We start from the raw sequence: 13808 nt of genomic DNA, 5'->3' as shown, positions 1-13808 counted from the left end.
GAATAAGAAAGCACAATTATAAACGCCGTTATTGGGAGCAATAACGGCGTTTTTTATCTACTCAAAACAAATATCTAGCTTAATGGCGTAGCCCTAATGCTTAGTTCTTTTAAGTAATAGAAAAGCGTGAATAACTTGCTTTCAGCGGCTTACTTTAGTTACTCGTCTTCAACTCTTACGCCCCAAACATCGTGCTCGTCGGCATGAATAATTTGCACCCAAATTTGATCGCCTGGCTGTGCATCGTAATCGTCTGATAAGTAAACCTTGCCATCAACTTCTGGTGCATCCATGTATGAGCGACCAACAATACCAAGTTCGTTTACTTCATCAACTAGTACTAGGTATTCTTGGCCAATACGATCTTGCAATTTTTGAGCACTGATTTCAGCCTGCACAGCCATAAAACGCTGTAGCCTATCTTCCATTACTTCTTCTGGCACATGATCAGGCAACTCATTGGCGGTTGCACCTTCTACTGGCGAATACTTAAAACAGCCTACGCGATCTAGGCGCGCTTCACGTAAGAAGTCCAATAGTTCTTCAAACTCTTCTTCTGTTTCACCTGGGAAGCCAACAATAAAAGTTGAACGAATCACCAACTCTGGGCAGATCTCGCGCCATTTTTGAATACGCTCAAGTACACGCTCAGAGCTGCCAGGGCGCTTCATCAATTTTAAAATACGCTTGTTGGCATGCTGAAATGGAATATCAAGGTACGGCAAAATTTTACCTTCTGCCATTAGTGGAATAATGTCATCCACGTGCGGATATGGGTAAACGTAATGCAAACGCACCCAAATACCGAGTTTTGAAAGCTGTTCACATAACTGTTTAAGATGAGTTTTTACTGGCATACCCTCGTAAAAATCCATCTTGTGTTTGACATCCACACCGTAGGCCGAGGTGTCTTGTGAAATCACTAATACTTCTTTAACGCCCGCATTCGCTAAACGCTGTGCTTCACCTAAAATATCGCCCATTGAGCGAGAGTCTAAATCTCCTCGCATTGACGGAATAATGCAGAACGTACAACGATGGTTACAGCCTTCCGATATTTTCAAATAAGCAAAATGCTTCGGTGTCAGCTTAACACCGTGATCCGGCACAAGATCAACAAACGGGTTATGCTGTGGTTTAGCTAGGTGCTCATGAACTTGCGTTAACACTTCTTCATAAGCGTGTGGGCCAGTGACGCCGAGTACATTTGGGTGAATTTCCGTAATCTCGTCTTCCTTCGCTCCTAAACACCCTGTCACCAGTACTTTGCCGTTTTCTTTCAGCGCTTCGCCAATGGTATCGAGTGATTCTTGTACGGCTGCATCAATAAAACCACAAGTATTCACAATCACCATATCAGCATCGTGATAGCTAGGCACAACGTCATACCCCTCAGTACGTAACTGAGTCAAAATGCGCTCGGAATCAACTAAGTTCTTCGGGCAGCCAAGGCTAACAAAACCGATGCGCGAGCCCTGTGTTTGGCTATGGTCAACTTCGCTGGCTTGCTCAGCAATTACTTGGTTGGGAGTATCTAGCGTAGTGGTTTGCTTGATATCAGTTTGAACAGTCGGTGCTGGATTATTCGGATCGAATTGTTCAACAGTCATAGTGTGCCCTTATGTGTCGAAGTCATAGTGATACAGAGATTTTAGGGCGCGGATTATACAGTAATCCATGACTAATATATACCAAGATAACCATTACTAATTTTGATCATCACAACGCAACCCTATGTCTCAATTGACAAGGCTTAATAGACTCAGTAACGTCACACACAAATAATTATCATCCTCTTACTGAGCAACAAGTGACCATAATGAATTATCAATACCTAACCTTCACCATCGAAGATCGCCTTGCCACTATTACCTTAAATCGTCCAAAAGCGGGTAACACCCTTAACCTAGAGTTTTCTAAAGAGCTTGAGGATGTGACTCGCCTTTGCCAAATCAACAAAGACATTGGCGCAGTGTTAATTAATGCCAATGGCCCGTTGTTCTGTGGGGGTGGCGATCTCGATTATATGGTGAATGGCGAAGATAACGTTGAGCTAGCATTGAAAAAGTTAGCCGATAGTCTTCATGTTGGATTTGCCAGTATTGCCCGTATCAATGTGCCAGTGATCGCGGCGGTAAATGGTGCGGCAGCAGGTATTGGTTTAAGCCTAGCATTAATTGCTGACATCACCATTGCGTCTGAAAAAGCGGTTTTCGTACCTGCTTATACCGCGATTGGTGTTAGCCCTGATGGCGGCTTAACGCATATGCTGCCTCGTATTATTGGCAAAAAACGTGCGCAAGAAATGCTGTTATGTAATCGTAAACTATCGGCCCAAGAAGCTGAAAGCTGGGGCATGATCAATCAAGTGACTAGCGCAGATGAATTAGCCGACGTCGCTCTGAAAACTGCGAGTCAACTTGCGCAAGGGCCAACGTTAGCACTGGCGAGCATTAAGTCATTGTTAAACGCTAGCAGCACGCAAACCATGGAATCTCAAATGCATTTAGAAGGTATTGCGTTAGCCGCAAATTCTGTGACTGAAGATGGCCAAGCCGGTATTACCGCATTCTTAAATAAAACGAAACCTGAATTTAAAGGCCGCTAATAATACCGGAAAACATTTAAGTTTCAGGTGCTTGCGCTATGGTTGAACTTTCGGGTTCGACCATATGCAAGTGCACATCTTGCTGCGGGAATGGAATGCTAATACCCTCACGATCAAAGCGCAGCTTGACCTCTTTGGTAATATCCCAATAAACATCCCAGTAAAAGTCGGTTTTCACCCACGGCCTTACAATAAAATCAACAGACGAAGTGTTTAAGGTATTCACCTTAATGATAGTTTCCGGCGATTTAAGCACGTTCGGGTGGCTGGCCACAATTTCCGCTAATACTTGTTCAGCCTTTAATAAATCGTCTTTGTAGCCAATACCAAATACCATATCAACGCGGCGAATGCGCTCTTGTGTCACATTCTTGATCACATCACCCCAAATTTTACTGTTTGGAATAATAATGATTTGATTATCGAATGTGCGTATTGTGGTATTCACCAAACTCATATGGCTAACCTTGCCATTAACGCCGCCTGCATAGACAAAGTCGCCTTCGTCAAAAGGTTTGTAGATTAACAGCATCATGCCAGAGGCCAAGTTTGACAAGGTATCTTGCAGCGCAAAACCAATAATAATACTGGCAATACCAAAACCTGCTAACACTGGGGTAATATCAATACCAATTTGTGACAGGCCAATCATAATGCCGATAATTAATACCACCTTACCCGACATATTGACGAAAAAATCTTTCATTAATCGCGACATGTTCACTTGCTTTGCACTGGTTGCGCGGTTAACTGCAACTGCGGTTAGTTTGGCGAGCTTACTGGCGATAAATACAATAAATGCGAAGATGAGTAGTTTAAACAGATACTGCACACCATTGTTCATCAGCCAATTAACAAATTTTTCTCCCAAGTTTGCGAAAATACCGCCTAGCACTTTGAAGTCGAGAATTTCGTAGGTTAGCTCCCCCGTAGATTCAAACATTAGCTGCTGATACTGTGAGGTTTCAATACCGGCATTTTTCGCCAATTTAATCATCGCTTTAAGACTTTTTAGTGCAATGGTTAATCGCTGCGACACTGCTAGCAATGACACTTCAAGATTTGCTTTTTCCGATAATGGGCTCGCTGAAATTTGCTGTTGCAGCACTTGGCGTTGACGGTGGTAGTAATTAATTGATGCCGCTAGCATTCTTATTCTACCCTGCAGTTTTACATTGAAGTTTCCTTGCGCATTCACGGTTGCCACTTTTAACGCATTTAACCAAGTAATGTTTTCTGCGCTCCACTGATAAATAAGGTCAATCAGTGCTTGCAGCTCACCATAGCTGTTTAGCACCAGTAATCTTTGCTCAGCAGGCGCATTGCTTAGGTTTTCAGAAACATCTTGTGTTTTGGTATTCAGAAAATTAATCGCACTTTCAACATATTGGACTTGGCTTCTAACAAGCTCTTGAAGAGCTTCTGTGGGAATAGTTTCACTTTTTATCGCTTCGTCAATATCGCGCCTTAATTCAAGGTTCTTATGAAACAACTGCAATTGAATAGCACTAAAGTCATCTCCTTTAGCTTGGCCTAAGCTTTCTGTTAAGGCGATCAGTTCGGCTTTCAGCGCTTCAATTTCAAGCGCTAACTTGGTCGACTGTACTGGTGTTTTTGACTGCTGCAAAGAATCATCGGGAAGATCATCTACGCGTTCTGTTATCTGCTCGCTAGACTGTTCGTTTGCAATTTTATTTGATTGTGAATTTGTTTGTTTAAGAGGGATTGCAAGTGTATGTGTGGTTAGCATAAGCACGCTAAAAGCAAGCGTGGACGCCATAACGTCGCGCATTAACCTAGTGATAATTACGTTAAACTGCATAAGCCCGGCCCTAATTACTATTTTTCTTGTCAGCCCATTGAATAGGTAACTGATTAAAATCTTTATTATTAGTAGTCTAGGACATGATCTGGGTAATTTAGCTAAGCGCGCAATTTTAATCGCTGAAAACCAAGAGTAATCTTCGCAATAAAGGTCTAAGTGGGTAGCGCTTAACTAAGTGCTGAAAATGTGAAGTGCCTAATTACTGCGTCAAGCTTGGCTGCAATTAGGCTTTACTATGGCTGTACTTAGGGTATCGTGCGCTAGTATTACTATGGAGTCGTGTTAGAGACAAACAAGACAAGGAAGGCAAAGGGTTAATCGATAAGCCATCAAGAAAGATTATCAACCGAGCTAACGATCCCTTGCATACCAGCATTAATTTCTTTAAATACCCCGTCAACTTGCGCAATTAGCGCTGCGCCTGCTTCTGACTTTTCCTGTGTCAATTGAATATCTTCATTCAACGATGTTGTCATTGCTTGGTTATTTTTCACTACCTCAGAAATTTCCGCTGTAGAAGCGCTTGTTCTCGCCGCTAAACTTCTTACTTCATCAGCAACTACCGCGAAACCTCGCCCCATCTCACCAGCTCGCGCCGCTTCAATGGCCGCGTTTAGCGCAAGTAAGTTGGTTTGATCGGCAATGGATGAAATCGTATTGACGATATCGCTAATTTTGTCTGACTGATTCGCCAATCCAGTAATATTAGCAGCCAAGTTTTCAACGTTTCCGGTAATTTCATCCATGATGTTCACCGAATCATTTAACACTTCTTTCGCCACTTCAGAGACTTGTTCGGTTTCTACAACAGTTGATTGCACGGCTTCTGACGCATTTTTCAGGTTAGCAACTCGCGCGGTAATATCAGACGCAAACTTAACAATTCGAACTAGCTTACCCGTATTGTCAAAAATAGGGTTGTAACTCGCCTCCAACCAAACCACATCGCCATTGGCTGTGCGACGCTCAAACATGCCTTGAACAAACTGACCACTGTTGAGCTTTCGCCAAAACTCAGCATACTCAGGGCTTGAAGTAAGTTCTTTTGAGCAAAAAATCTTATGATGCTTGCCTTTTATTTCATCCAAGCTGTATTGCATGGCTTGCAAAAAGTTGTCATTCGCTTCGAGAATGGTGCCATCAAGTGCAAAGGATATTGTCGCGGTAGAGCGATCCAGCGCTGAAAGCACGCCATTTTGCGTGTCCGCTCGTTCAACGAACTCTGTGATATCAGACGCAATTTTAACGATTGAATCAACCTGACCTTGCTCGTCTTTTACTGGAATATAACTGGCCTCTAGCCAAACTTCTTGATTGTTCTTAGTGATTCGTTTGAATTTATCGGTAAATGACTGACCTTGCGATAACTTTTGCCAAAAGCTTTGATAGTCACTCGATTGACTGTAAGCCCTATCGCAGAATATGCGGTGGTGTTTGCCAAGCACCTCATTGCGGGTATATCCAACAACGTTTAGAAAGTTATCGTTAACATCAATGATGGTGCCATCAGGCTTGAACTCTATAAAGGCTGTTGAGTCTTTAATGCTATCCAGTACATTTCTTGCCTTTAAATCTTCCTGATTCTGAGGAGCTATCTCTTGTTCAACTTTTTTAAACTTAGAAAATAGATTCATATAATTCCCCTAGAACGAATAAGCGGTATAAGAAGTATTGCAGTAAATAGCATTACTGGTTGAAAAAATGACCGCGGGATTCTCTACCGAGTCTGTTACAGATTTATGACAAAGCAGAGTATTTAGCGGTGGTCAAACCATTGAAGAGTCCTATACAACATATTGCTTGGCCGTTTTCATAGGCCAGAATATCTTGGGTTCTTCTTTAACATTCCAACTGAGCTTATACGCAGGCAGTCAACAATTAGTTCTTTCACTGGGAACAAATTTAGGCATACATGTGCAAGATTTACATACGCTAACTGGAACACGTTCTCTCTGCCATTGAAATTATCAACATGCAATTAACGGATGTTATTTGTCAAAACGAACACGCCTGCGATCGCTTTAGCGAAGTTGCAGAGCAAATTGACATGATGAAAGCTGGTGCGGAAAAAGCAGTGCAAGGCTCTGCCAACAATATCCAAATTGGTCAGCAAGTACTTGAGCTAATTGATGATGTCAGGGCAGCCTCGTAACTAGCAGCGAGCAATTTTAAGCTAAATGGAGATTAGTAATAACCACCATTTAGCGATTTTCGGAATTTTTTAATGCAGCGAAAAACTCAATGCAACGAGAGAGCATAAAAGCTCTCTCGTTTTTATAAATCGTCGCTTTTAAAAGTCTTATTTTGTGGCTCGATATTTTTCCGTAACTTAACCAGACTAGTTGGAAAGATTTTCCACCGCTGTAACTATCCCTGACATACCAGCATTGATTTCTCTAAACACACCATCTACTTGCGTGATCAATGCACTGCCAGCTTCTGATTTTTCTTGCGTTAATTTAATATCCTGAGAAAGTGAAGTCGTCATTGTTTGGTTGTTCTTAACCACTTCAGAGATCTCAGCGGTTGATGCACTTGTTCTTGCTGCTAGGCTTCTTACTTCATCAGCTACCACGGCAAAACCACGTCCTAAATCTCCCGCTCTTGCTGCCTCAATTGCGGCATTTAATGCCAGTAAATTAGTTTGGTCGGCAATCGACGAAATGGTATTAACAATATCGCTGATTTGATCTGATTGGTTCGATAACCCTGAAATATTAGTGGCAAGGTTTTCAACATTGGCAGTTATTTCATCCATTGTTGCCACAGAATCATCTAGCACCCCTTTGGCTAATTCTGACACTTGCTCTGTTTCTGCAACTGTTGACTGCACGGCTTCCGAAGCATTTTTCACGCTTGCTATGCGGTCGGTGATATTTGATGCAAATTTTACAATTCTGATTAATTTGCCTTGGTTATCAAAAATTGGGTTGTAGCTTGCTTCGAGCCAAACAACATCACCAGCGGCATTGCGACGTTCAAACATGCCTTGCACAAACTGCCCACTGTTCAATTGTCGCCATAATTGTGTGTACTCTGGGCTAGCAACAAGCTCTTTCGAACAAAATATTTTGTGATGCTTTCCTTTGATATCTTGAAGCGAGTATTGAACGGTTTGAAGGAAGTTTTCATTCGCGTCAAGAATGGTGCCATCAAGAGCAAAAGAAATTACCGCACTCGATCTATTTAACGCCGAAACCACACCATTTTGAATATCTGCAGCCAGCACATAGTCGGTAATATCAGTTGCAATTTTAACGATAGAAATGATCTGGCCATGCTCGTCTTTCACGGGGTTATAGCTAGCTTCTAGCCAAATCGCTTGGTTGTCTTTCGTAAAGCGTTGGAATTTATCAGTAAAAGCATGCCCTTGTGCTAGTCTTTCCCAAAAGTTTCTGTACTCACTTGAATTGCTATACGCTGGCTCACAAAAAATTTTGTGATGCTTTCCGACTATATCAGTTAAGCGGTAGCCCATCGCATTTAAAAAATTACTGTTTGCATCCACTATGGTGCCTTGTGGGGTGAACTCGATAAATGCAGTTGAACTCTTGATGCTCTCTAATATATATCTTGCCTTGATATCGGCTTGTTGCTGAGCAGTCACAGTGTGTTCAATTTTTTTTGTAGTTCTAGGAAAAAAGTTCATACAGATCCTTGATGATTATACTCACGGGGCGAGCATGAGAAGATACAGACAATTTCATCAAAATTCCTGATATAAATTAAAGATTGCTACCTTTTGTTACAATTTAATTACATCTTGAATACTTTTTGTACCAACAAGTTCAAAATATGGATTTATGAATAAGCAAGTAACAAGCAATTAACCGTCAAATCGATGCCTTTTCCTGTAATTTCGAGATAAAAACACTGAACGTATCATTTGCTTGCCAGCCATCAAAACGCTAAATATTGACCAATCGGGCAATAATATTTTTGTCTTCTATACTTGCTCCAACCTATTTTCGCGATCGCGTAATAGGCGAAGCTGTGTCGTAAAGGAGATTAAAACAAACAAAAATTCAAACAATCGGAGACTAACAATGAAAAAAGTAATGGTTTTTATCGCCAGTATTTTGCTTAGTTGTTCCGCAGTAAGCAAAGAGAGATTAAAAGTATTTACAGACTACGACCTAGGTACTGATATTTTTTCAATTACAACGGTTAAAATTGACCCAAATATGGAAGATATTTACCTAGCTGGGCTCAGTCAGAGTTGGGTAAAGGCAGTAAAAATTCAAAAAGAGCTTGGCTATATTAAAGATTGGCGAATATACGCTAGCGACCTGCCACAAAGTGGTCATTTCAACATGGTATTAATGGTGGTGTTTGAACAAGCCAATGACATGGAGCCTAACAAAAAGCGCTATGATGCCTTTATGAAGAAATGGGGCGAAGCCAATCAGAAAAAATCCCAACAAATTTCCGCTAAATACCCTGAAGTTCGCACACTAACGGGCGAATACCGAATGCGTGAAATTATTATGAAGTAACATTTCTCAAGGCTCCTTTAAATGCAAGGAGCCTCACTTAGTAAACCTTCTCTCTACAAATCGCATATAAATCAAACATTAACAGTTAACAATGGCTGTGGTAGTTTACTTATCAAAGTTGTTTAGTTTTAGGAAGTTAACGTTAATGAAAATAAGGAACACCCTACTTTTTTTATCCGGCATAGCATCATTTCACAGTTCAGCTGATACCCTTTGGTCTCATGTTTTACAAACCGATATCAAGTATATTTACCAAACCATTCAAGATAATCATCCTGGCTATATTGACGATCAAAACACCTACTTTAAAGACTGGCTAGAGCAAGGCTATAAAGAAGCAATGACGGCTTCTAAGTCCGCGTCTTCACTTAATGATGTAATGACAACTATTCAAACTTACATCGCTGGTTTTAGTGATGGCCACCTCTATTTGAATCTAAGTTATCAGCCTAAAACCATTAGCTGGGCCGGTATACAAATTAAGAAATTCGGTAACGACTATCGCGCAAATTATGTCGATGTGAATCATCAAGAAGTTATGCCCCAAAAGATGGCAAAACTGGTCTCATGTGACAATATACCCGTTGAAAATATCGTCAACGATGAGGTCTTAAAATATCGCTTTAACAACCCTAAGTTGGATTTCCCAAAAGTTTGGTTTGCACCCAAAGTTTTAGTCGATGATGGTATCGGACATAGAACCCGTTTTAGCTCATGCAAGTTTGAACAAGAAAGTGAAGCGAAAGAGATTAAACTGAGCTGGAAAAACACACATTACGCTGACTATGTTCAACACGTAACTAATAAAAGTTTAGTTCCTGATCAGTTTAGTTTTGAGCAATATGGCGATAATCAATACTGGCTTCGCCTTCCAAAGTTTTACCCGAATGCTGAAGAGCAAGAAGCACTAAGATCGGTAATCGCAAGAACAAAATTAGTGACTAAATCCAGCGCACAATTCGTGTTAGATGTGCGAGGTAATGGTGGTGGTAACTCTGAGTGGGGTGTAGAGGTTGCGCGTGCTATTTATGGTGACGACGTTATTTCGCAGCATCAGCAAGCACAGCCAGATAACAGTTATGCCCTTTGGCGAGTGAGTAAAGACAACGCCAATTACCTATCCTCGATTGAGCCAATGCTAAAGCAGCAATTTGGTGAAGATAGTGATATGTACAAGGAGTTTTCGCGGCTAGCAAGTAGAATGAAAAATGCCCTTACACAGGGGAAAAAATTGCTAAGACAAAGCGAGGAGAGTGAAGCTTCTAGTGTGACTAATAAAAATGTGAACCCTATTGAAGCAGCAAATAATCCTAAAGTATTACTGTTAACCGATAGCAGCTGCGGTAGTGCCTGTTTAGACTTTGCAGACCTTATGCTTAACATTCCCAATGTTTACCATATAGGTCAAGAAACAAGTGCCGACACTGTTTATATGGATGTACGCAGTATCGACTTGCCCAGTGGCCTAGGCAGATTTTCATTGGCACAAAAAGTGTATCGAGACAGGCTTAGAGCCCACAACCAAAGTTATAAACCAACGTTTTTCTTTGATGGTGATATTAACAATACCGAACAAGTGGTGACTTGGGTAAAAAGCTTAAGTGTAAATTAAGGGATTGCGATTAGAACTGTTCGATGGAAAGGGAGCATTAAATGCTCCCTGACATTTCTCTAAAAACTACCCTGCCTGTTCAGGAATCAAACCAATTCTGTACATTAAATAATTTGATGCTCGGCCAGCAGATTTTTCTTTAACCAGTTGGTTAGGTTTTGCTTTTACTTCGACAATTGTTTTTCATGTCTTCTTTAACTGCCGAAAAATTTAACTAGTGAATTAACTGGTGAACAAGGCGTATAAGAAGACATGAAAAAGTAAGAATACTGCTCGAAACGTTATTTCAGGTAGGTGTAACCATCTAAACAATCTTCATAGAAATCGATCCAGTTCACCCCTTCGCGTGGCTTAATTTGGCCTCGTTGAATTTGCTTGTCGATTTCTTTTTTGATCGTTTGCGCCATAATCTCTGGCGTGTATTGCATGGTTGATAGCACACCCTTGACTGACGTGCCTTTGACCACTTCTTCAATGTAAAAGTCTTTTGGATCGTCATCGTAACTGACAATATGTACTTCGTTTAAACGGCCAAACAAATTGTGCATATCACCCATTACATCTTGATACGCACCCGTTAAGAAAATACCAATAAAGTAATCTTCTTCTTTGTTAAGCGAGTGCAGCGGTACATTGCTGGCAATTGGGTTGCCTGTCGCCTCATCACCGATGAATTTGTCAATTTTGCCATCGCTGTCGCAGGTGATATCCACTAGGCTGCAAAGCTTAGTGGGTTGTTCATGATGGCGAGAGATTGGCACAATCGGCAATACTTGATCAATTGCCCAAGAGTCCGCAGCCGATTGGAAAACCGAGAAGTTAGCCAAATATTGCGACGAGAGCATTTCTGGAATTTCTTTAAGCTCTTCTGGCACAAATTCTTGTTGCTGCGCCAGCACATCAATGGTTTCCAATGTGCGCCAGTACATCACTTCCACTTTCGCCATTTCTTCAAGCGAGAGCACATCGAGCTTAAACGCTTGCATCGCCTGCTCTTTCAACTGGGCAATATCATTAAACGCTTCTTGGTAGTTATCTTGTGTTAAGCCTTTTTCGATATCACGTAAATTGCTGACAATAATATGTTCGCCCGTTTCTTTACGTGTACTGTACTCGGCGCCGCGTGGGTGAATTTCACCAATGACTTTGGTCACTACACACGAGTGATGCGCTGTCATGGCGCGACCACTTTCACTTACTAAATGCGGGTGAGCAACGCCAGCTAAGTCACAGCTTTGTTTAAAGCCATACACAATATCGGCAATATATTCTTCTAAGCCGTAGTTGCAGGAGGAATCATTGGTGGATTGTGAGCCGTCATAATCAATAGCTAGGCCACCACCGACATCCACATATTCCAGTGGCACACCTTGTTTAACAAGCCGCGAATAAACCAAAGACGCTTCTTGTACCGCTTCTTTAATGGCACGAATATCGGTTAGCTGGCTACCAATATGAAAATGCAGTAACTTTATGGTATCGGCCATGCCCTCTTGTTCAAGCAAGGTCACGGCATTTAAAAGTTCGGCAATACTCAGGCCAAACTTAGCGCGCTCACCACTTGAGCTTTCCCACTTACCACGACCTTTCACCATCATTTTTACCCGCAGTCCAATAATAGGTTTAACGCCAAGCTGTTGGGAAAGCTTGATTAGCATGGTTAGTTCGCTGAACTTCTCGACCACAATCACCATATTGCGATTGATTTTTAAGCCGAGTAAGGCAAGGCGCAAATACTCTTCGTCTTTGTAGCCGTTAAGGATCGTCAGTGAGTTTTTATTGGTGTTATAAGCAAGCGCTGCAATAAGCTCTGGTTTTGAACCTGCTTCAAGGCCATAGTCAAAACGCGCACCGGCATCGACAATTTCTTCGATGACTTCACGCATTTGGTTCACTTTGACCGGAAATACCCCTAAGTAGCGACCTTCGTAATCCGCCTCTTCAATGGTGCTGCGAAACGTGCGATTTAAGCGCTCTACTTGTGAACGTAATATATCGTGAAAACGAATAACGGCAGGAAACTCAATGCCCTCTGCGGCCATTTCATCGACGATTTCACGTAAGTTAATTTTTAGGTTGGGTTGGTCGTAGCGCGGCGTAACTTGTAAATCGCCCTGCTCACCTATAGCAAAATAACCGTTACCCCAACGGTTTACTCGGTAGATTTTCTCGGCGTCATCAATAGACCAAGGCGTAATGGTGTTCGACAATTCTTGTGTAGCTAAATCATCACGACTCATTAGTTAGCCTCCACAGTTTTTTCAGCAGCTGAATTAGTACATGAGTTTAAACAAAGCAGTAATTCACGTACCACTTTGGCAGCAAACACATCGCTGTTACCTGTGCTGTCAATTTCAGGTGAAAGCTCAACCACGTCGCAGCCCACAAAATTTTTGCGCTGTAAAATTTTGCACAAGCTGACAAACGAATGAAAATCTTCACCGCCCGGCTCAGGTGTGCCAGTGCCAGGGAAAAAGCTGGGGTCAAAATAGTCTAGATCCAGTGTTAGATAAATCGGTCTGTCATCTGCTATCGCTTCTACCGCCGACAAAAAGTCTGCGCGACTTTGCATTATGGTTTGGTTATCACGCATCCAATCATATTCTTCTTTAGTACCTGAGCGAATACCGTATTGAATCAGCTGGTTTTGCTCGGTGAAATGGTCGCTCACTCGGCGAATAATCGAAGCATGCGAGTAGTGATAGCCCAAATAGCCATCCCGTAAATCAGCATGGGCGTCTAAGTGGAGCAACACAAGATCAGAGTATTCTTGTAAATAACGTGTGATTGGCGCGTAAGAAATAGAATGCTCGCCGCCAAGGGTTACTACTCGTACCTTGTCTTTAGCTAATGAAATATCCGCAAACACTTCATTAAAGGTACTGTTGGCTTGCAGGTATTGCGTTTTAATATGCTCGGGATCTGTGTCTTCGGTGATATTTATATCAATCGGTAAGTTGCCTAAGTCGCTAAAGCGGTAGTTTTCCAAATCATCGTCTAAATATGGCGAGTATGACTCAATGCCGTCAGAAACTGCTCGTAGCGCATTGGGGCCATGTTTAGTGCCTTTGCGAAAACATGCCGTGCCATCAAACTCAAAACCAATTAAATGGGTGGTATTTGCATTGATCTCCAACTCAGTAGATGACCATTCAAACGGCACAGGTGCCTTAATTAACGGGGTGTTGATCGTTTTTAAGCTAGTCACTGATTCTACCCAAATATTAACTCACAAAATTTTGCGCAATTATGCAAAAATTCACGAAT

General features: G+C 41.8%; 10 protein-coding genes. 4 read left to right on the top strand and 6 right to left on the bottom strand.

Annotated features, from left to right (window positions below; translation table 11 throughout):
* Positions 1–158: 158 nt before the first annotated feature.
* Positions 159–1610 carry a 30S ribosomal protein S12 methylthiotransferase RimO gene (gene rimO, locus ACSLUR_RS05495; protein WP_115999760.1) on the bottom strand — a complete coding sequence of 484 codons (1452 nt, stop codon included), beginning with the start codon at positions 1608–1610 and terminating at the stop codon, positions 159–161.
* Positions 1611–1819: 209 nt separating this feature from the next.
* Here rimO and ACSLUR_RS05490 point away from each other — a divergent pair, with 209 nt between their 5' ends.
* On the top strand, positions 1820–2608 hold the full coding sequence (locus tag ACSLUR_RS05490) for an enoyl-CoA hydratase/isomerase family protein (protein ID WP_448552536.1): 789 nt from the start codon (positions 1820–1822) through the stop codon (positions 2606–2608).
* A 16-nt stretch (positions 2609–2624) separates the two neighbouring features.
* Here the strand turns inward: ACSLUR_RS05490 and ACSLUR_RS05485 are convergent, their stop codons facing one another.
* Positions 2625–4430: a mechanosensitive ion channel family protein gene (locus ACSLUR_RS05485; RefSeq protein ID WP_448552534.1), complete on the bottom strand. Its 1806-nt coding sequence runs from the start codon at positions 4428–4430 to the stop codon at positions 2625–2627.
* Between the two features lie 332 nt (positions 4431–4762).
* Complete coding sequence (locus tag ACSLUR_RS05480) at positions 4763–6067, bottom strand: methyl-accepting chemotaxis protein (RefSeq protein ID WP_448552532.1); 1305 nt, start codon at positions 6065–6067, stop codon at positions 4763–4765.
* Between the two features lie 338 nt (positions 6068–6405).
* On the opposite strand from ACSLUR_RS05480, the gene ACSLUR_RS05475 reads away from it, so the two are divergent.
* Positions 6406–6585, top strand: a complete 180-nt coding sequence (locus ACSLUR_RS05475) for a hypothetical protein (protein ID WP_448552530.1) — start codon at positions 6406–6408, stop codon at positions 6583–6585.
* Positions 6586–6771: 186 nt separating this feature from the next.
* Here the strand turns inward: ACSLUR_RS05475 and ACSLUR_RS05470 are convergent, their stop codons facing one another.
* Entirely contained in the window at positions 6772–8082 is a 1311-nt protein-coding gene (locus ACSLUR_RS05470) for a methyl-accepting chemotaxis protein (protein WP_448552528.1), read from the bottom strand.
* Between the two features lie 397 nt (positions 8083–8479).
* Between ACSLUR_RS05470 and ACSLUR_RS05465 the strand changes: the two genes are divergently transcribed.
* Both ACSLUR_RS05465 and ACSLUR_RS05460 read left to right on the top strand, forming a co-directional pair.
* Positions 8480–8929, top strand: coding sequence for a hypothetical protein (locus tag ACSLUR_RS05465; RefSeq protein ID WP_448552526.1), 450 nt, complete (start codon positions 8480–8482; stop codon positions 8927–8929).
* A gap of 145 nt (positions 8930–9074) precedes the next feature.
* On the top strand, positions 9075–10541 hold the full coding sequence (locus ACSLUR_RS05460; RefSeq protein ID WP_448552524.1) for a S41 family peptidase: 1467 nt from the start codon (positions 9075–9077) through the stop codon (positions 10539–10541).
* Between the two features lie 281 nt (positions 10542–10822).
* Here the strand turns inward: ACSLUR_RS05460 and speA are convergent, their stop codons facing one another.
* Positions 10823–12781, bottom strand: coding sequence for a biosynthetic arginine decarboxylase (gene speA / locus ACSLUR_RS05455; protein WP_448552522.1), 1959 nt, complete (start codon positions 12779–12781; stop codon positions 10823–10825).
* Positions 12781–13749 (bottom strand): agmatinase, encoded by a 969-nt coding sequence (gene speB, locus ACSLUR_RS05450; RefSeq protein WP_448552520.1) that lies wholly within the window; start codon positions 13747–13749, stop codon positions 12781–12783. The genes speA and speB overlap by 1 nt, the downstream gene beginning before the upstream one ends.
* Positions 13750–13808: the final 59 nt, after the last annotated feature.

The sequence above is a fragment of the Thalassotalea montiporae genome, assembly GCF_053485855.1.
The sequence above is the reverse complement of the archived record's forward strand: the minus strand, read 5'-3'. Positions and strand labels throughout refer to the sequence as shown.